17 protein-coding genes and 1 pseudogene are annotated in these 19,754 nt (G+C 55.1%); 6 read left to right on the top strand and 12 right to left on the bottom strand.

The annotated features are described in order from the left end of the window. Positions 1 to 91 precede the first annotated feature (91 nt). Positions 92 to 1,741 (top strand): annotated as a pseudogene (locus tag KCR01S_RS17000) (methyl-accepting chemotaxis protein). Between the two features lie 3 nt (positions 1,742 to 1,744). Here KCR01S_RS17000 and KCR01S_RS16995 read toward each other — a convergent pair. The 3 genes from KCR01S_RS16995 to KCR01S_RS16985 all read right to left on the bottom strand — a co-directional run bounded on the left by KCR01S_RS16995 (position 1,745) and on the right by KCR01S_RS16985 (position 4,540). Next, on the bottom strand, positions 1,745 to 2,710 hold the full coding sequence (locus KCR01S_RS16995; RefSeq protein ID WP_061284299.1) for a DMT family transporter: 966 nt from the start codon (positions 2,708 to 2,710) through the stop codon (positions 1,745 to 1,747). 75 nt (positions 2,711 to 2,785) lie between these two features. Further along, positions 2,786 to 3,610, bottom strand: a complete 825-nt coding sequence (locus tag KCR01S_RS16990; protein WP_061284222.1) for an AraC family transcriptional regulator — start codon at positions 3,608 to 3,610, stop codon at positions 2,786 to 2,788. A gap of 81 nt (positions 3,611 to 3,691) precedes the next feature. Next, entirely contained in the window at positions 3,692 to 4,540 is an 849-nt protein-coding gene (locus tag KCR01S_RS16985) for an SDR family oxidoreductase (protein WP_061284219.1), read from the bottom strand. An 84-nt stretch (positions 4,541 to 4,624) separates the two neighbouring features. Here KCR01S_RS16985 and KCR01S_RS16980 point away from each other — a divergent pair, with 84 nt between their 5' ends. Then, on the top strand, positions 4,625 to 5,032 hold the full coding sequence (locus KCR01S_RS16980; RefSeq protein ID WP_061284217.1) for a winged helix-turn-helix transcriptional regulator: 408 nt from the start codon (positions 4,625 to 4,627) through the stop codon (positions 5,030 to 5,032). Between the two features lie 70 nt (positions 5,033 to 5,102). On the opposite strand, the gene cpdB is transcribed toward KCR01S_RS16980, so the two are convergent. After that, positions 5,103 to 7,046, bottom strand: a complete 1,944-nt coding sequence (cpdB, locus tag KCR01S_RS16975; RefSeq protein ID WP_112202503.1) for a 2',3'-cyclic-nucleotide 2'-phosphodiesterase — start codon at positions 7,044 to 7,046, stop codon at positions 5,103 to 5,105. Between the two features lie 345 nt (positions 7,047 to 7,391). Between cpdB and cysQ the strand changes: the two genes are divergently transcribed. Further along, positions 7,392 to 8,138 carry a 3'(2'),5'-bisphosphate nucleotidase CysQ gene (gene cysQ / locus KCR01S_RS16970; protein WP_061284211.1) on the top strand — a complete coding sequence of 249 codons (747 nt, stop codon included), beginning with the start codon at positions 7,392 to 7,394 and terminating at the stop codon, positions 8,136 to 8,138. A gap of 62 nt (positions 8,139 to 8,200) precedes the next feature. Then, positions 8,201 to 9,055 (top strand): D-alanyl-D-alanine carboxypeptidase family protein, encoded by an 855-nt coding sequence (locus tag KCR01S_RS16965; protein ID WP_061284209.1) that lies wholly within the window; start codon positions 8,201 to 8,203, stop codon positions 9,053 to 9,055. Here the strand turns inward: KCR01S_RS16965 and KCR01S_RS16960 are convergent. After that, positions 9,044 to 9,598: a YtfJ family protein gene (locus KCR01S_RS16960; protein WP_061284206.1), complete on the bottom strand. Its 555-nt coding sequence runs from the start codon at positions 9,596 to 9,598 to the stop codon at positions 9,044 to 9,046. The genes KCR01S_RS16965 and KCR01S_RS16960 overlap by 12 nt on opposite strands. Before the next feature lie 323 nt (positions 9,599 to 9,921). Here KCR01S_RS16960 and KCR01S_RS16955 point away from each other — a divergent pair, with 323 nt between their 5' ends. Next, positions 9,922 to 10,128 (top strand): DUF1107 domain-containing protein, encoded by a 207-nt coding sequence (locus tag KCR01S_RS16955; protein ID WP_052282454.1) that lies wholly within the window; start codon positions 9,922 to 9,924, stop codon positions 10,126 to 10,128. A 75-nt stretch (positions 10,129 to 10,203) separates the two neighbouring features. Here KCR01S_RS16955 and paeA read toward each other — a convergent pair whose 3' ends face one another. The 6 genes from paeA to KCR01S_RS16925 form a co-directional block, all read right to left on the bottom strand. Next, entirely contained in the window at positions 10,204 to 11,547 is a 1,344-nt protein-coding gene (paeA, locus tag KCR01S_RS16950; protein ID WP_061284204.1) for a polyamine export protein PaeA, read from the bottom strand. 146 nt (positions 11,548 to 11,693) lie between these two features. Beyond that, the gene (locus tag KCR01S_RS16945) at positions 11,694 to 13,238 is read right to left on the bottom strand and encodes an MFS transporter (protein ID WP_061284202.1); all 1,545 of its coding nucleotides are present in this window, start codon (positions 13,236 to 13,238) and stop codon (positions 11,694 to 11,696) included. Between the two features lie 90 nt (positions 13,239 to 13,328). Further along, the gene (locus KCR01S_RS16940) at positions 13,329 to 14,351 is read right to left on the bottom strand and encodes a Gfo/Idh/MocA family protein (RefSeq protein ID WP_061284200.1); all 1,023 of its coding nucleotides are present in this window, start codon (positions 14,349 to 14,351) and stop codon (positions 13,329 to 13,331) included. Between the two features lie 12 nt (positions 14,352 to 14,363). Further along, positions 14,364 to 15,431, bottom strand: coding sequence for a Gfo/Idh/MocA family protein (locus KCR01S_RS16935; RefSeq protein WP_061284197.1), 1,068 nt, complete (start codon positions 15,429 to 15,431; stop codon positions 14,364 to 14,366). Positions 15,432 to 15,433: 2 nt separating this feature from the next. Beyond that, positions 15,434 to 16,612 carry a Gfo/Idh/MocA family protein gene (locus tag KCR01S_RS16930; protein ID WP_061284195.1) on the bottom strand — a complete coding sequence of 393 codons (1,179 nt, stop codon included), beginning with the start codon at positions 16,610 to 16,612 and terminating at the stop codon, positions 15,434 to 15,436. 19 nt (positions 16,613 to 16,631) lie between these two features. Further along, the gene (locus KCR01S_RS16925) at positions 16,632 to 17,786 is read right to left on the bottom strand and encodes a Gfo/Idh/MocA family protein (protein WP_061284193.1); all 1,155 of its coding nucleotides are present in this window, start codon (positions 17,784 to 17,786) and stop codon (positions 16,632 to 16,634) included. Positions 17,787 to 17,975: 189 nt separating this feature from the next. Between KCR01S_RS16925 and KCR01S_RS16920 the strand changes: the two genes are divergently transcribed. Then, a complete protein-coding gene (locus KCR01S_RS16920; RefSeq protein WP_061284297.1) occupies positions 17,976 to 19,031 on the top strand; it encodes a LacI family DNA-binding transcriptional regulator in 1,056 nt (351 codons plus the stop codon). A gap of 1 nt (position 19,032) precedes the next feature. Here KCR01S_RS16920 and msrA read toward each other — a convergent pair whose 3' ends face one another. Beyond that, a complete protein-coding gene (gene msrA, locus KCR01S_RS16915; protein WP_061284190.1) occupies positions 19,033 to 19,671 on the bottom strand; it encodes a peptide-methionine (S)-S-oxide reductase MsrA in 639 nt (212 codons plus the stop codon). Between the last annotated feature and the right edge of the window lie 83 nt (positions 19,672 to 19,754).

Below are 19,754 nucleotides of genomic sequence, written 5' to 3'. Positions count from 1 at the left end.
AATGACTCTGGTAAGACCTGAATCGATTAAATAACCCCGCCGCGCTGCCGATAGTGAGACTTCAAGACCACCTGCACTAGAAAGGCAAATGATGTTCAAACGAATAAAAGTCATTACCGTACTAATTATCGTGCTGTTCGCGCTGGGCGCGATGCAGCTTATTTCTGCGGGCGTATTCGTACGCGCGCTCAACAACGACAAGCAAAACTTTACCGTTTCCCAGCTTTCCAGTCAGAACGTAGCGGAGTTTACCGACGCGTGGATTAGCTTAAACCAGGCTCGCGTCACCCTAAACCGCGGTATGCTGCGTCTGCAAGGCACGATGGCGAGCAGCACCAACGGCGGTGAACTGAAAACGCTGGTGGATACCGCCAACAACCTGCTGGCCGAGGCGAAGCGTCATTACGACAAGTACTATGCTCTGCCGGAAACTCCGGGGTTGGATGGGCATCTGTCGGACAGTCTGGAGAAGCAGTACGGCATCTATTCTGCAACGCTGGCGCGGATGAATGAACTGCTGGCGGAAGGCAAACTGGAAGAGATGTTTAAGCAAAACGCCGAACAGAAACAGCAGGCCATGCAGGCCGTGTATCAGGACTGGCGTGCCGCGCAGGCTTCGTTGACCAACGCCGGTATTAAGCAAAATGAAAGCGATTATTCCCGCATTCTGTGGGCCCTGGCGGCGATTATGCTGCTGGTGGTGGCGGTGATAGTCGTCAGTTGGGTAGCGATGCAGCGGGTGCTGCTCAAGCCTCTGCATACGGTGATGGCGCATATTCGTCATATCGCGGAAGGTGACCTGACCAATAACATCAACACCGAAGGCAGCAACGAAATGGCGCTGCTGGCGCGTAACGTGAACGAGATGCAGCAGTCGCTGGCAAAAACCGTTGGCGTGGTGCGTGAAGGTGCAGACACCATTTACACCGGTGCGGGCGAAATCTCTGCCGGCAGCAACGATCTTTCTTCGCGTACCGAGCAGCAGGCGGCATCGCTGGAGGAGACGGCAGCGAGCATGGAACAGCTGACCGCGACCGTGAAGCAAAACGCCGATAACGCCCGTCAGGCGACTCAACTGGCACAGAACGCCTCAGAGACCGCGCAGAAAGGTGGCAATGTTGTGGATGGCGTGGTGCGTACCATGGATGAAATCGCCGCGAGCTCCAGCAAAATTGCGCAGATCACTAATGTGATTGATGGCATTGCTTTCCAGACCAATATTCTGGCGCTGAACGCCGCGGTAGAAGCCGCGCGCGCCGGTGAGCAAGGGCGTGGCTTTGCCGTTGTGGCAGGGGAAGTGCGCACGCTGGCGCAGCGGAGCGCGCAGGCGGCAAAAGAGATTAAGGGACTGATTGACGATTCGGGTAACCGCGTTAGCGCGGGTTCCGCGCTGGTACATGAGGCCGGTGAGACGATGGCCGAGATCGTCAACGCCGTGACTCGCGTGAGCGACATTATGGGCGAAATCGCCTCGGCTTCTGATGAACAGAGCCGTGGCATCGACTAGGTCGGTCAGGCGGTGGCCGAGATGGACCGCGTCACACAGCAGAATGCCTCGCTAGTGGAGGAGTCTGCAACGGCCGCTGCCGCGCTGGAAGAGCAGGCCGCGCGTCTCAACGAAACGGTCGCGGTATTCAGGATTACCCGCCAGCAGCAGGCGCAGAAAACACCGGTGAAAAAGCAGCCCGCCCCATCGGCCAAAATGGCTGTGCACAACGAAGCGAACTGGGAAACCTTCTAAGCCTTAGGCCTCAGAAACCGGCACGACCGCCGGTTTCTGCGGTTTCGACCGCACGGCAATCACCACGCCTATCACCAGCAGCGTAATCCCGCTCAGCGTCAGCATTGGCGGCATTTCCTGACGCAACAGGAAGGTATAGAGCAGCCCCGCCAGCGTTTCAAAGACGATTAATGGCCCCAGGATCACCGTTGGCAGCCGCTGGCTCGCCACATTCCAGCACAGCGCGCCGACCCACGAACACAGCACGGCAATGGCGATCATCAAACCGATAAACACGGCAGGACGCGGGCCGAATGGCAGTGCAAAATCAGGTGTCTGCAGGTGCAGCCAAAGGCAAGCCGCGACGTAACCGACCAGCGATACCGGCAGCGTCACCAGCGCCTGAGCTGTCGCCCACATCAGCGGTGGTTTCTCTGGGTTTTCCCGTAGCCAGCGGGCGTTGCGCAGCGCATACCACGCCCAGCACACCACTGAAATAGACGCGAGTGCGATGCCTGAACCATAGCGCCAGCCGCTGAAATCGGGCAGTCCCTGACGCAGCTCGGCAATGTTAACGCACATCAGACCGATGCCAATCAGCACCAGCGCCGGCATGAGCCGCATCCACGACAGCTTTCCATCTCGCTGGCTGTACAGCAGGTTGGCGAAAATCGGGATGACAACCGGTAGCGTGGCAATAATCATCGTCGATACCGGCGCGCCGGTGCGCTGAATGGCGCTGGCAAGGCAGATGTAGTACACCACATTCCCGACCAGGGTCAGCGCCAGCGCCGTCCACCAATCCTGACGGCTCAGTTGGCGCAGGCGTTTACGTCCCATCCAGGCCAGCGGCAGAGCAATCAGCCCCAGCGCCAGATAGCGTCCCATCGACTGTAATACCGCCGGGTAATCCGGCACGATAAGCGGCCCGACAAAAATCAGCCCCCACATTAAACCCGCTAACAGGGCGTACAGCACACCGCTAATCATCATCCGATCCCAATCGATTTATCATGGGCAAAGTGTAGGAAGGGAACGGTGCGAAGTATTGTATGAGATTGCTGATTAGCGACGGCTAACCTGTTTTTGATAGCGTACCGGCGTAATGCCATAGCGCTGGGTGAAGGCGCGGGTCAGGTGAGACTGATCGGTCAGCCCGGTGGCGGCAGCCACTTCGGCGGCAGGCATGCCGTAGGTGAGAAACTCCTTCGCCCGCCACAGGCGCACCGCCATCAGCATTTGATGCGGAGTGACGTGAAAATGCGCCTTAAACTGCCGCTGGAAATGCCACGGGCTGAGGGCCGCAACGTTCGCCAGTTCATCGAGGGTAATGGAGTGCATGTAGTTGTCATACAGGTACTCCCGCACGCGGGCAAAGCGATGGGCCGCTTCCGGCAGCACCGGGGCGTGGCAGGCCAGCGGCTGAAAGGTGTCGATCATATCCAGCAGCAGCCCTTTCTGCGCCAACGGGTCGTCGGTGTGCCAGAGCGCATGGATCTGACGGCCAATCATCTGCGAGCGCAGCGGGTCATGGCGGGTAACATCGGCAAACCACCAGTGGCGGATGCCGGTGACCTCTTCAAGCAGCTGCGGCTCCAGATAAATCATCCGATAGCGCCAGCCATCGGCGGTTTCGGCCTCGCCGGTGTGCAGCTCGTCGGGGTTCATGGTGACAACGGAGTGGACGGGGGCGACATACTGACTGCCGCGATAGCGAAAACGCTCGGCCCCGGCTTCAATGACACCGATGCCAAACGCTTCGTGAGTGTGCGGTTCGAAAGCGTAGCGCGAGATATGCGCATGATACAGCTCAACGCCCGGCACCTGCGCCAGGTGGCGAAAGCGCGCGCTGTCTTTCTCGTCGTTAAACTGTTCCGGTACGCCTTGCACGTGATAATTCCCCCTGGGCCATCTGTTTATTATCAGAGATGGCCCGCGGGGGCGCTACCACATTTAACCGATTTTTAACGCTTACAGAATGCCTTTGACGCTGTCGGCAAGCGCAGTGGTTGGGCGGCCAATCAGTTTACTCAGAGTATGGCTGTCATCGAACAGACCGCCTTTGGACGCGCCAACGTCGGAATCGGCCAGCATATCCGCCAGCCCGGCAGGCAGACCCACACTCTTCAGGGCGGCGGCGAAATCGGCCTGGCTCAGGTTCTGATAGACCACTTTTTTCCCGCTCTGCTTAGCCAGTTCGGCCGCCAGTTCGCTCAGCGTCCAGCCGTTATCGCCCGCCAGTTCGTAGACTTTCCCGGCATGTCCTTCTTCGCTGATGACGCGTGCCGCTGCGGCCGCGTAGTCGGCGCGGGTTGCGGAGGCAATTTTGCCTTGACCGGCTGCACCGATAAAGACGCCGTGCTCCAGCGCCGGTGGTGCGCTCGCCAGATAGTTTTCGGTATACCAGCCGTTGCGCAGCAGCGCGTAAGGGATACCTGAGTCGGCGAGCATTTTCTCGGTGGCAATATGTTCATCCGCCAGGCCCAGCGGTGATGTATCGGCGTGCAGCAGGCTGGTATAGGCGATAAATTTCACGCCGGCAGCGGTAGCGGCCTGGATGATGTTGCGGTGCTGCGGTGCACGCTGGCCGACTTCGCTTGAGGAGATAATCAGCAGCTTCTCCACGCCCTGCAGCGCTTTGGTCAGCGCACCTTCATCGCCGTAGTCGGCCTGGCGTACGTTCACGCCCTGCTGGCTCAGCGCTTCGGCTTTTGCCGGGTTACGGACTACGGCAACCAACTGGTCTGCCGCGGTAGTCTTAAGCAGGTTAGCAACAACGTGTTGGCCAAGCTGGCCGGTGGCGCCGGTAATTGCGATCATCAGTGTTCTCCTTCGTGTTCGTATGGTGTTGTGGTAAGCTAACACCATAACTAACTTTTAGTAAGTACGTACAAAAAGGTAAGTATGAAAGAGCCGAAACCCACGCTGACGCAAAAGCTGCGTAATGGCAATTTGTTCGCCGAAAGCTGCCCTTCGCGGGACGTGTTAAAACACGTGACCAGCCGTTGGGGAGTATTGATTCTGGTCGCGCTGCGGGAGGGGACCCACCGTTTTAGCGATCTGCGCCGTAAGATGGGCGGGGTCAGCGAGAAAATGCTCGCTCAGTCGCTACAGGCATTGGAGCAAGACGGTTTTATTCATCGTCGCTCCTACCCGGTCGTTCCGCCGCACGTTGAGTATAGCCTGACGCCAATGGGGGAAGCGGTAAGCGAGAAGGTCGCGGCGCTGGCCGACTGGATTGAGGTTAATTTGCCCGACGTCATGGCAAACCACCCGGCGGTAGAAGAGGGTGAAGTTTCCGCGTCGGCGTAAAAAAACTGGCCGGGTCACAAGACCCGGCCAGCGATAATCCGGAGAAGCGATGCGCTCACCGGTATGGTGGTTATTTGCTTAAATCCACCTGATAGATAGCAAAGCCAATATCATCGGTCGCCACCTGTTTCATCGGATACTGCGCTTTCTCTTTGATAAACGCCGCCGCTTTTTCTGACGGCGAAGTTTCAAAGCGGATATCCAGCTTGGTGTCGCTGTGGATAGGGGCCAGGCGCCAGTTGTTATCGGCCGCAGGATGAATTTCCCCGGCTTTCTTCGATTCGGCGCTTATCCATGCCGCCAGCACGGAACGGTTCTCGTCCGGTGAGGCGAAGGCGATATGACTGTCCCCGGTGCCCGCAAACTTGCCGCCGTAGGCGCGGTAGTTGTTAGTAGCGACGAGGAACATAGCGTTCGGATCGATAGGTTTGCCGTTAAAGGTCAGATTTTTAATGCGCTCTGATTTCGGGTTAATGCTCTGGCATTCGCCGTCGTAGCGCGCCGGCTGGGTAATATCGACCTGATAGTTCACGCCATCGATAACATCGAAGTTATAGGTGCGGAAACCGTCCCAGTTAATCAGCGACTGCGGCTTGCTGCTGTGGACATCGATCTGATTAAACTGCCCGGCGGAGCACTCCAGCCACTCTTTTACCTCTTTGCCGCTGGCTTTAACCACTACCAGCGTGTTCGGGTAGAGATAGAGATCGGCGGCATTACGGAAGGTGAGTTGGCCTTTTTCGACTTCGACAAAGCTTGCCGGGTCATTTTTACGGCCACCGGCTTTAAACGGTGCGGCGGCGGAAAGTACCGGCAGTTTTGCCAGGTCCGGATCGCCCTGAATATAGTGCTCAACGTAGGCTTTCTGCGCCATGTTAACCACCTGAACCGTCGGGTCGTCCTGTACCAGCGACAGGAAACTGTACATATTGTCGGAGGACTTACCGATAGGCTTGCTGACAAATTCACGCGTCGCGTCGTGATCGGCCTTCAGGGCATCAACCAGTTTGCTGTCTTCCGCCGCCAGCGATTTTTTCGCTGCTGCATCGTAAATCGGCCGCGCCTGCGCCTGAGCGGAGGTGACCTGCCATTTGCCGCTATCGTTGTTGAGCACCAGATCGACCACCCCCAGATGGTCGCCCCACATGCCTGGCATTACCGCAGGAATGCCATTGAGCGTGCCTTTGGCAATATCCGCGCCTTTAATATTGGCAAAATCTTTACCCGGGAAGACCGCATGGGCATGGCCAAACATAATCGCGTCAACGCCCGGCACCTGGCTTAAGTAATAAACGGAGTTTTCGGCCATCGCCTGATATGGGTCGGCGGAAAGACCGGAGTGGGCAATCACCACCACCACGTCAGCGCCGTTGGCGCGCATCTCTGGGACATATTTACGCGCCGTTTCGGTGATGTCGTTGACCGTTACCTTGCCGCTGAGGTTGGCTTTATCCCAGGTCATAATTTGCGGCGGCACAAAACCGATATAGCCTATTTTTAGTTGATGCTTGCTGCCGTCTTTATCGACCACTTCGGTCTCTTTAATCAGATACGGAGTAAACAGCGGCTTTTTAGTCTTAACGTCGATGATATTGGCGTTAACGTACGGGAATTTCGCCCCGGCTAGCGCTTTGTGTAGATAGTCAAGACCGTAGTTGAATTCGTGGTTGCCGAGGTTGCCCACCGCGTAATCGAGCAGGTTCATTGCCTTGTAGACCGGGTGGATATCACCCTGTTTTAGACCTTTTGCCGCCATATAGTCGCCCAGCGGACTGCCCTGAATCACGTCGCCGTTATCGACCAGCACGCTATTTTTCACCTCGTCGCGCGCGGCGTTAATCAGGCTCGCCGTCCGCACCAGGCCAAATTTCTCGGTGGCGGTATCTTTGTAGTAATCAAAATCCATCATATTGCTATGTAGATCGGTGGTTTCCATTATGCGGAGATCCACCGTTGCCGCATTGACGCTGGCGGCAATCAGCGTAGCCAGGAGCGTTGCGCTAAACTTGATCATCAGAGGCATCCTTTTTTAGATCTAAGACACAGATTTAAATGTATTTGTTTTCTGTTACTTACGAAGGTGTGAATCATGCCAGAAAATCATGACGGGAAATCGGCAACGGTTCACAGTTATCCGGAACAATGATGGGAATATGCCCGTCATACTTAAAGCTGCAGGTGCGTTGGCCGCGTGATTCGGCCTTTGGCCTCACCCCTTCGGGGCCAGCGCAGGCGCTGTTCAAATGGCTTCGCCTTTTTGTCCCGCAACTCGAATTATTTAGGGCATAGCGGAATTAACGGCGATGCGATATAAGTAAAACAATAGGTTAACGCCACTGTAATATTAACGAGGTGGAGAATGTTAGAACAAGTCAGTCAGCTTGCGCGTGACGCGGGCGATGCCATCATGCAGGTTTACGATGGTAAGCAGCCGTTAGACGTTGCCAGCAAGAAAGATGATTCCCCGGTAACGGCGGCCGATATTGCCGCCCACCATGTGATTGTGAACGGCCTGAAGGCCATGACGCCAGACATCCCTATCCTGTCTGAAGAAGATCCGCCAGGCTGGGATATACGCCAGCACTGGCAGCGCTACTGGCTGGTCGACCCGCTGGATGGCACGAAAGAGTTTATTAAACGCAACGGTGAATTCACCGTGAATATTGCGTTGATTGAAAACGGCAAAGCGGTACTCGGTGTGGTGTATGCCCCGGTACTGAAAGTGATGTACAGCGCGGCGAACGGTAAAGCGTGGAAAGAAGAGTGCGGCGTGCGTAAACCGATTCAGGTTCGTGACGCGAATCCACCGAAGGTGGTGGTCAGCCGTTCGCACTATGCCAACGATGACGAACTGAAAGAGTACCTGCAGCAGTTAGGTGAGCACCAGACGGCGTCTATCGGTTCATCGCTGAAGTTCTGCCTGGTGGCGGAAGGTGAAGCCCAGCTGTATCCGCGCTTTGGGCCAACCAATATTTGGGATACCGCCGCCGGTCACGCGGTTGCCGCCGCCGCCGGTGCCCACGTCAACGACTGGCAAGGTAAAACGCTGGATTACACTCCCCGCGAATCTTTCCTCAACCCGGGCTTCCGGGTATCTATTTTCTAAGTTTTTGCCAACAGCAGCATTGAATCTCGATGCTGCTGTTATTCCTGTCCGGAGACTGTTGTATGTCTGTACTATGGCGCGACTCGCTCGGCGAGACGCTGAGCGCGCGCAGCGCCTGCTGTTACCTGGCCACATCGGTCAGTGAGCCACTGTTTCTTCATAATGAGCGGCTATCCGTCGCCCCCGCGTCCTTGACGAAAGTATTGGCCGCGATCACTGCTTTGCAGATCCAGCCCGACATTACGCTGAAACTGATAATGCGGGAGGGGGAAGAAACTCCTGGCTCTGGCAACAATCTGATGCCGGGCGATACGTTAACCCTGTGGGATGCACTACACAATATGCTTATCCCCTCCAGTAACGTGTCGGCAACCATCGTTGCGCGTACGATGGGGGAACGCCTGTTGGCGCTCGAAGGGGGAGAGGGCGATCCTCGTCAGCGCTTTGTGCAGCAGATGAATCGGGTGGCGATGTCGCTCGGTATGTTTCGCAGCCGTTTTATCAATGCCCACGGTTTAGCTGCCAGAGGGCAGGTCACCTGTGCGCGGGATATTGCGCGTCTGGGGCTGGCTGCGCTGCATTATCCGGCGATTACTGATATCTGGGGAAAACGGCGATATACGCTGTCTCTTGAGGGCTCCAATCCGCGACAAAAAAGGATCATATCATCGCTCACTTTTGTCGAGACGATTGGTGCCGAGGTATTAGGCGGAAAAACCGGAACTTTAGGGGCCGCACTTAACCATCTGTTGGTTTATACCCGCGCCCCAGGCGGCGCGGATTTGATCAGTGTGGTGCTGCATGCATCAAGTAACGAAGGGCGCTATGCCGATATGAAGACGATGCTGACGGCAGTCCATAATGGCTACCGCTGGCCGCAGTGCGCCCCCACGTTAATCGAACAATTAACCCAGTAACTTATGTAGCAGGGCGATGACCTGCTTCACTTCATCTGCCGTCAGCGTGCCGTCCTTCGACCACTGAATTCGCCCGTCCTTATCCAGCACGACGATGGCAGAGCTACCTTCATCAAGCTGCCAGGCCTTGCGGACGACGCCATCGCTATCAACCACAAACTGCGACCAGGGGAATAATTTTTTATTGCTCTCAATGCTGCTGCGAACAAACATCGATGAGCCTGGAATGGCGTCATCGGTGTTGACGATCGTGGTGGTCTGGTAGCGGTCGTGCGGTAGACCTGCGGATTTAATCGCCTCGATTAGCGCGGCGTTTTTCTCTTTGGCGGATGAGCGGCCGGCAATATGTTGCACCACCCGCACTTTTCCAGATAGCTGCGCGCTATTCCAGTTTTTATAGCTAAACTTATCATTATCGAGAATCAATTCACCTCGATCTGCCACGCCGACGGGGGCGACACGTTGTCCATTTGTGAAGTTATGTGCGGCTGCCATTAACGGCATTAACAGGCATGAAACCGCCAGAAGCGTACGTAGGGTCATGGTTTTTCCTTTTTTTATGCAGGTGATCCGACCACTTGGTCGATAGTTTTAATCATAAGTGCGATTTATGGACTTTTCCCGCAAAGACGGTGCCAGTTTGTGGAGGACCGCACACAATCTCGTAAAAATGAAGCCTTATACTGTGTTCATCGTATGGTTGAAAAGAAAGTTCTGAATTATTGTAATAAATTGGTAAATAAGGCCCCCTATGATGGAGGCCCTTAGTTTTTATGGACTATAGTTAACGAGTATTTAACTTTGCGCCCCGGAGCGTTGAAGCCAAATGTGGATCAACTAGGGCGTAGTACTCGCAGGAGATTAAAATGAAAATTTTCCAACGCTACAACCCGTTTCAGGTAGCAAAATACGTTAAGACCCTGTTTCGTGGACGGTTGTATATCAAGGACGTTGGCGCTTTTGAATTTGATAAAGGGAAAATTCTTATCCCTAAAATTAGAGACAAGCAGCACCTATCTGTGATGTCTGAAGTGAACCGCCAGGTGCTACGTTTACAGACCGAAATGGCGTAAACGAACCGCGATGCGGCAGAATTGAAAACGGCTCCCAATGGGAGCCGTTGATGTTTGTAGCCAGGAAAAAACGAATTAAGCGTTGCTGTGCTCGCTTTCCATGAGATCGGCCTGTTTCGGCACCAGCACCGTTGGCTTGTTATCAATGCGCGTCACCAGCAGCTGGTCGATGCGATAGTTATCGATATCCACCACCTCAAACTTGTAGCCGGAGAACTTCACCGAGTCGGTGCGTTTCGGGATTTTTCGCAGCATAAACATCATAAAGCCGCCGATGGTTTCGTAGTTGTCCGACTGCGGGAAATCATCGATATCCAGCACGCGCATCACGTCATCGATAGGCGTGCCGCCGTCAATCAGCCATGAGTTCTCGTCGCGCGCTACGATCTGCTCTTCCAGCCCCTGGCCGACGAGATCGCCCATCAGGGTCGTCATCACGTCATTGAGGGTGATAATCCCCACCACCAGCGCATATTCGTTCATGATCACCGCGAAGTCTTCCCCGGCGGTTTTGAAGCTTTCCAGCGCTTCGGACAGCGTCAGTGTATCCGGCACAATCAGCGTATTGCGGATCTGTACGCCGCTGTTCAGCGCCATGCTCTGATTCGCCAGTACGCGGTTCAGCAGATCTTTCGAGTCCACGTAGCCAATGATGTGGTCGATATCTTCGTTACACACCAGGAACTTTGAGTGTGGGTGCTCGGCGACTTTGTTTTTCAGGCTCTGCTCATCTTCGTGCAGATCGAACCAGATAACATTTTCACGCGGCGTCATGGAGGACGGGACGGTACGGGATTCCAGTTCGAACACGTTTTCAATCAGTTCGTGTTCTTGCTTACGCAGTACGCCGGACAGCGCACCGGCTTCAAATACCGCATAAATATCGTCGGAAGTCAGATCGTCTTTACGCTCCATCGGCAGCTTGAAGATGCGGAAGATGATGTTAGCCATGCCGTTGAAGAACCAGACCAGCGGGCGGAAGACGAACAGACAGAAGCGCATCGGGTTGATGATACGCAGAGCCACAACTTCAGGCGCCACCATACCGATGCGTTTCGGAGTTAAATCGGCAAACAGAATAAACAGGCCGGTGACCAGCGAGAAGGAGAGAATGAAGCTCAGCTGCTCGGAGAGTTCCGGGGACATATATTTGGAGAACAGAGAGTGGAAAGCGGGAGAGAATGCTGCATCGCCGACGATACCGCCGAGAATGGCGACCGCGTTAAGACCAATTTGCACCACGGTAAAGAACATACCGGGGTTTTCCTGCATTTTTAGTACACGCTGTGCGTTAATGTTGCCTTCATCGGCAAGAAGTTTCAGTTTAATTTTGCGCGATGCGGCAAGTGAAATCTCGGATATCGAGAAGAACGCACTGACAGCGATCAGGCAAATTATGATGAATATACTGTTTAACATATCTTATCCGGCCCGTTAGGCCAGATCCTCGAAAGGGAGAAGTGGATAAATCCGCGTGAAATACACATTGAAAACCGGCCCGAAGGGGAGGGGCCGGCATTTTCAGAAGCTAGTATAGCGTAAGGGACTGTAAAGCTGCCAGAGGGTTAACCGTTTGTCGGAACAGCCCTGTTTTTTACATGGTTATCCGATACGGCATCCCACACTTTGTCGTAGGGGTAGCCAGTCAGCGCGAGAATAACGTCGCGAGTTTCCTGATCGCAGTCCTGTGCGCTGCCACCGAGCTTACGACGGGCCACTTCTTTGATCAAAATACTGTGCGTTTTCTGCGTGAGCTTGAAACGGTAGGTGATGTAGAAGCTGATGGCCAGTAGCCCGGCGGTGGCGAATACCATCAGGCCGATAATGGCATGCAGTGCGCTTGCGGGTTGTGAACCGCCGCCTTTCACAAAGCCGCTCTCTTCCAGCACGATCCCAATCAGCATAATCGCCAGCGCTACGGTACTTTTACGCGTCAACACCATTACGCCAGCGAAAATTCCTTCACGGCGCTGACGGGTGACGATTTCATCCACGTCGGGAATAAAGCTATAGATGTTCCACGGAATGTAATACAGCCCAGCTTTTGCCAGCCCCAGTAAAACAAATACCGCGGAGAACAACAGTGCAGGTACCTGTAGATGGCCGATATAGGTGATAAACAGGAAGGCCAGTACCAGCATAATGCTGCCGTAAGAGAGCCTCAGTGCGCCGGAAGGCGTCAGGTTAAACTTATTCATCAACATCATGAATCCAAAGGTACCGGGGATTGAAACAAAGGCGGCAATACTTAATAACCCGGAAACCATTCCAGCATCATGATGTAAGGCGTACACCACGTAGTAGGTAAATACCGAACCAAATACATCCATGGCGGTAAATGAACAGATATAAATCAGAATATGCTGGCGAAATATTCTTATGCGGAAAGACGAAATAAGATCGATAACCAGATATTTTAAATGATTAAATAGCCCACTGCTTCGTTGATTATCGGGCTGGAATTCATACTCTTCACGCACGTCTTTGGCCTCCCAGGTGCAGGCCCAGGTGGTAAATACGGCAACACAGTAAATTACGGCAAAAACAATCCCGGTTAAGGTGTAAGTGAAGGCGTTATCCTGACCGGTGTACTGCATAATAATACCGGGAACCGAGACCGCCAAAAAGCCGCCCAGCGCCGAGCACATCATACGCACGCCGGACAGGCGCGTACGCTCGCTGAAGCGGTTGGTCATCTCCGCGGCTAGCGTCTCCCATGGCACCAGCACCATCGCGGACAGCAGCTCGATAGAGAGATAGGTCCCAAGATAGTACCAGTAGTTCATGTCGGTGACCCAAACCAAGGCATAGAGAAACATTAACGGGGAGCTAATTAACAAAAAGAAACGGCGTCGGCCGAATCGACGGCCAAGCCAGGTGTGAGCAAAGTTATCAGTGATGTAGCCCATCACCGGACTTAAAATGGCATCGATAATACGAGCAATCGCGAATATTGAACCGGCCTCTAATACGGTTAATCCGCAATAGGTGGTATAAAAAAATAACAGCCATGTTCCTATAACGGCAAATGCGCCGCCGCCAAAAAGATCTGTTACGCCGTAGCCTATAGCAATGCCATAGCCCACACGGCGTTCGGTTGGTTTTACCATGATATTATTATTCCTGTACTGGTAGGGTTTATCAGTGCAGAGTTGCCCCTGCACCTTATATTATTGACAGCAGGAAAAACTGGATGACCATCACTCTGTTATATGCACCCATTTCCTCAATAGTGACGATTGGTAAATAGCATTAACCATTTGCAATGATTTTGCGGCTTCCGTGATGCCGCAATAATGCCCCTCAGGGTGATTGTCCAGCGCTCGATAAAACTGCCGTATGGCCTGCTGGTGGCCAATCCCCCAATAGCTTTTGCCGACGCCGTCCGGCGATGCATCACTGGCAAGCTTCACGCGATCATCGCCGCAGAGTTGCCACAGCTCGTTGTCCGTCAGCCGCAGCAGGCCGCGTTCGAACTCCAGTTCGAGCAGCAGCGGCGAGTCGCTGGCATGACAGTTGCTGGCGTAGAACAGCCCGCGGGCGCCGTTGTTGAAACACATGGTCGCCATCGCGCTATCTTCGGTATCAATTTCATCGGCCAGCAGCGTGCTGTCGACCACCCCTTTCAGGCGGCTTACGCCCTGGCCAAACCATTGCATTAAATCCAGCGTATGAATGGCCTGGTTTATCAGCAGGCTGCCACCTTCGGTGGCGAAACGGCCGCGCCAGGGGCTGGCAGCATAGTAGCCACCCGATCGTGACCAGGTCAGCACCGCTTTAATTGCGCGCATCGGGCCAAGCGCGTTTTCCTCAATGCAGCGGGCGATGGCCAAACTGGTGGGGTTGAGACGGTTTTGATAACAGACGCCGACGTGACGCTGGGCGATAGCGGCGGCGGACTTGATTTCCGCCACGTCCAGGGGGTTCATCACCATGGGCTTCTCGCAGAATACCTGTTTCCCTGCCGCCAGCGCGGCAAGGATCATCGGTTTATGCTGATGGTGCGGCGTGCAGATGTGCACCACGTCAACGGCATCGTCCAGCAGCATCTCGCGGTAGTCCTGGTAAAACTGGCAGCCGTAGCCCGCAGCCAGACGGCTTCCTTTGTCGCTGTCGATATCGACAAGCGCGCGTAGCGCCACATCAGGAACATGGCTTAGCGCCTCCACGTGACAGGTGTGGATGGCTCCCGCGCCGATAATAGCCGCTTGACGTGTTTTCATCTCCGCCTCCCGTTACGCCACGGCGTTCGCCTGCATCTGCGCTTTCACGCACAATTCGGCCGCTTTAAAGGTGTGTTCCTGGGTCATCGCGTTTTCCGTCCGGTTCAGACAGTCGAGAATCAGTTGGCCGAAGTACGGGAAACCAACCTGACCGGCGACCGGATAGCGGAACTCACCCTCTTTGTTGACCAGATAGACCACGTCCTGCTCACCGCGAGTGATATCGACGTATTTGCGAATTTCGATATAGCCGTCGGTGCCAAGCAGCGTCAGTCGACCATCGCCCCAGCTAGAGAGGCCATCAGGGGTAAACCAGTCGCAGCGGAAGTAACCGGTCGCGCCGTTGTCACCGGCCAGCATCGCATCGCCAAAATCTTCAAACTGCGGATACTGCGGGTGATTCACGTTGCGCACTTGGCTTGCCACAATGTGGGCGTCGCTGTTGCCGGTATAAAACAGGAACTGTTCAATCTGGTGGCTGCCGATATCGCAGAGGATGCCGCCAAAAAATTCTTTCTCGTAGAACCAGTCCGGGCGGCCTGTGCCTTCGCGGTGGGGGCCGACTCCCAGCGTTTGCATGACGCGGCCAATCGCACCTTGCTGTACCAGTTGTCCGGCAAAGACGGCGCTTTCAACGTGCAGACGTTCGCTGTAGTAGACCGCGTATTTGCGCCCGGTTTGCGCGACTTTGCGTTTGGCGGCCTCCAGTTGTGCCAGCGTGGTTAACGGGGCTTTATCGGTAAAGTAGTCTTTACCTGCGTCCATGACTTTCAGCCCTAACGCACAGCGTTCGGAGGGGATGGCAGCACCGGCGACCAACTGCACAGTGTTATCGTTGAGGATAGCGTCGAGGGTAGGGGCAATTTGCGCCTGTGGGTACTGCTGGACAAATTTATCGACCTTGGCGGGATCGGGGTCATAGACCCATTTCAGCGTGGCACCCGCTTCAATCAGGCCGTTACACATTCCGTAGATATGGCCGTGATCCAGCGCGGCGGCGGCAATGACAAACTCACCCGCAGCAACAACCGGCTGGGGTTTGCCCACCGGGGCGTAGTTCATACCGTCTTTGATGCTCATGTTTATGCTCCTTTGTCCAAATCTTTACCCAATGGGATTGCGCCTACTTCACTGAAGTTTTCCACCGATGCACCCTTTTCGTAGAAATGGGGGGCGAGGGAAACCAGGCCGCCGGTCTTATACCAGGGCTCTTGTGGATTGACGGGCAGGGAGACCACCCGTCCGGTAATTGATGATTGATAAATGGCGGTAATCAGCTCCAGCGAGCGTTTGCCCTGTACGCCGTCGATCAGCGGCTCACCGCGCTGCTCAACCGCATTCAGCAGATCGTTAATTTGCCCAGTGTGGAGGGTGTATTTCAGTTTTGGCGTATTGCGGAACAGGGCATCCAACCGCGCCTCGCGCTCGCTGTCGTGCTGTTCCTGCGGAAAGCCGTTGTCGGCGGAAACGCTCGCCCAGACATCCCACGGCGCTGAGATGCGCGCTTTATCGCCCTGGATGACAATTTTCTGATCTTCACCGTGATGCACCACCGATGCGGTGAGCTGGGTCAGCGCGCCGCTGCTGTAGCGAAAAATAGCGGCAGAGAGATCTTCAACCTCGGCGTTATCGTGGGCAACGTTGGTCATCATGGCGACCACTTCCGTTGGGAAGCCGAGCATCCACTGGATGGCATCAATGTGGTGTACCGCATGATTGAGGGTACAGCCGCCGCCCTCTTTTTCCCAGGTACCGCGCCACCACAGATCGTAGTAGCAATGGCCGCGCCACCAGAATGAGTCAACCTGGGCGTGGCACACTTTGCCCAGCTCACCGGAATCAACAACCTGTTTGAGCCGCCAGAAGGCATCGGTAAAACGGTTCTGGGCGATGATCGACAGGATTTTGCCGCTGGCCCGTTGGGCTGCGATCATCGCATCACACTCTTCCAGCGAAGCGGCCATCGGTTTTTCGCACAGCACGTGCTTGCCGGCGTTCAGCGCGTCAATGCTGATTTCAGCGTGTACATACGGCGGCGTGCAGACATCGACGATATCGACTTCAATCCCGGACTCGAGCATTGCCTGATGGCTGCTAAAGACGGTAGCGTGGTCCAGGCCATAACGTGCTTTCTTTTCCTGTGCTTTTTCCGGATAGATATCGACCAGTGCCACAATTTGGCAGCGATCGGCAAATTCCTGATATCCCTGAATATGGTTATGAGAAATGTTCCCTGTTCCCACAATCGCAATACGTAACATCATTATCTCCTGCTGCGGATTACCAGGTGCCGGAGGCATCCAGCGTTTTGCTTTCAACTTGCTTGTCGATGGAGCTAGCAATGCGTTCATCAAGCAGCTTTTTAAACAGCGCTTCGTCGAACGGCAGGTCGACCCAGTCGTCGGTCCAGGTGGATAAGTGCATGGCGTTGGAGAGCGTCAGGCCATGAATGCCGTCGCAGCCGGGGGCCAGCAGCGGCGTACCGTGCAAAACGGCGGCGGCAAAGTTGGCGGTGATGACGTGGTGATCGCTGCACTCGGGGGCGACGGGAATAGTGACTTCCCAGCACTCCGGTTCACCAAAGCCGTTTTCCCAGCGGGCATTAAACTCGGTTTCTGACTCTCGCAGGCGCCAGAAGCGCAGCTTGCCGTCTTCGACGACCACTTTGCCGCGATCGCCGGCGATCTCCAGGCGATTGGTACCGGGCGCTTCGGCGGTGGTGGTGATAAACACGCCGGTGGCACCGTTAGCATATTCGGCATAGGCCGTGACCTCATTTTCCACCTCAATCTGACGGTGTTTACCGAACTGGCAGAACGCGCGCATGCGCACCGGCATGCCGACCAGCCATTGCCACAGATCGAGCTGATGCGGATCCTGATTGAGCAGCACGCCGCCGCCTTCACCTTTCCACGTGGCGCGCCAGCCGCCGGAGTTGTAGTAGCTCTGCGAGCGATACCAGTTGGTGATAATCCAGTTGGAGCGGCGCAGTTCACCCAGCTCACCGCTATCGATAAGATCTTTCACTTTCTGATACAGCGGGTTTGGGCGCTGATTGAACATCATGCCGAATACCACGCTGCAGCCGTGGGCAAATTCGTTCATCTCCCGCACCTGAGCGGTGTAAACGCCCGCTGGTTTCTCGCACAGCGTATGGATACCGTTGCGCATTGCCATCATCGACAGGCCTGGATGGTCGTAGTGTGGCGTAGCGACAATCACGGCATCAATCAGCCCGCTTTTCACCATCTCTTCCGCGTCGCTGAATATCGCCACCTTCTCGCCCACCAGTTGGCGAATGGCCGGGTGTTTGCCTAAGTTGTTGTCGCACACTGCCGTCAGGCAGGCCTCTTTTACCGTATCTGCCAGCAGGTAACGGGCGTGAACGGTCCCGATATTACCCACGCCAATAATGCCAAAACGCACCTTATCCATGTTGCACCTTACGTGATAGGAATGACTGATACCTGAAAATAGGCAGGGCGCTCAGGCCGGACAAACGGAATTTGTGAGAATGCTCGCAGGCAGAAAAGGAATATGGGCGGGAAACTGAAAATAGGTTTTAAAATCAGCGAACTGTTACTGCAAAAATTTGCAAAACATGATTGCGACAGAGGTCACACTATGTCCGGCAAGCTAAAAATGGATGAGATTTCCGCTCAAACCGGCTATTCGGTGAGCACCGTTTCCCGGGTACTGAGCGGCAAATCCTACACCAGCGAAAAGGCGCGCGAAGCGATCGTTAGCTGCGCCCGTAGGCTGGGAGTATTAGATGATTTGGCCAGCGGCCGCCTGCTGATAAACGGCATCGCGGTGTTTGCCCCGCAGCGAACCTTTACCGCTCAAGGGGATGCCTATTACTTAGAAGTCACGCGTGGAATCGCCGAAGCCGTAGCGCCGCACGATGTCTACGTAAGCTACTGCGGCCTGGACGAGCAGCGCGCGGATATCAAGGCGTTTCTCGACAAGGTGAGCCATAAAAATATCAACGCCATTATCCTTATCGGCATTGATGACCCTACCGTTCACAAGCTGGCGCAGTCGCTCGATAAACCGTGCGTGCTGATTAACTCGCGGGACAAAGAAGGGCTGCTCGACAGCGTTTCGCCGGATCATCGGGCCATTGGCTATCGGGCGGCAAACTATCTGTTTGAACAGGGACACCGGCGAATTCTCAGCGTGACGAGCCTGCGGCGCGAAACCATGTACTGGCGTCTGGAAGGGATCAAAGAAGTGTATCGTCAGTACCAAATTCCTTTCGACGTGCAGCACGACCTGTTGGTGACGGAAGGCTTCTCCGAGGAAGAAGCGGAAAGGGCGATAAGCGATTGGCTACAGGCTATGCCGCGTGAGCAGTGGCCAGAGGTGATTTTCTGCGCCGGGTTGTCGATGTCGATGGGGGCTCAGCGCGTGTTGCAACGCCTCGGCGTGCGGGTGCCGGAAGAGATGTCGCTGATGACGACCGACGTTTGGGAGCTGGATGCCCGCATTGGCTCCACCACCACCGGGATCACGATTCCCTGCCGGGCGCTGGGCGTGGAAGCCGTGCATCTGCTGCAAACCCGGCTTAACCGCCCGCATGCGCCGGTCTATAACCTGCTACTGCAGGGGAAAGTGGTTGAGCGCGACACGGTAACGCACGCCACGCGTCATGCTGCACGCGTGGTGATTTCCCGCTGACTCAGGCTTGCGGCGGTAAGCAGACGCCAATCCCGCCGATACCGCAATAGCCGTACGGGTTTTTGTGCAGATACTGCTGGTGTTCATCTTCCGCGTAATAGAACGGTTTAGCGGCGGCAATTTCGGTGGTGATCGTGCGTTCATCGCCGGCAGTTCGCATGGCCTGCTGGAACTGTTTCAGGCTGGCGTTGGCTTCCTGCTCTTGTTCCGGCGTAGTGGGGTAAATGGCGGAACGGTATTGGGTGCCGTGGTCGTTGCCCTGACGCATCCCCTGTGCTGGATCGTGATTTTCCCAGAAAACTTTCAGTAAGTCGCCGTAGCTCACTACCGCCGGGTCATACACGACGCGTACCGCTTCGGCGTGTCCGGTTTCACCGGAACAGACTTCGCGATAGGTTGGATTCGGGGTAAAACCGCCGGTATAACCCGCCGCCGTGCTATATACACCGGGTAACTGCCAGTAGAGACGTTCTACGCCCCAGAAACATCCCATGGCGAAAATTGCGACCTCCATGCCTTCAGGGACGTGCGTCATTGAGTGTTCGGTCACAACATTTAGCGTGGCGACCGGCATCGGCGTATTTCTTCCACTCAATGCATCCGACTGAGATACAAGGTGTTTTTTATCAACTAGACTCATGGGAAAGACCTCCGGGGAACAGTAATTTCCGTTAAGGTTGTAACCGGGCGTGTCTTTTAACACAATAAACGCGCCGAATACGT

This window comes from Kluyvera cryocrescens NBRC 102467 (genome assembly GCF_001571285.1).
In the GTDB taxonomy this organism is placed as follows: Bacteria; Pseudomonadota; Gammaproteobacteria; order Enterobacterales; family Enterobacteriaceae; genus Kluyvera; species Kluyvera cryocrescens.
This window is presented reverse-complemented; position numbering and strand designations above follow the sequence as displayed.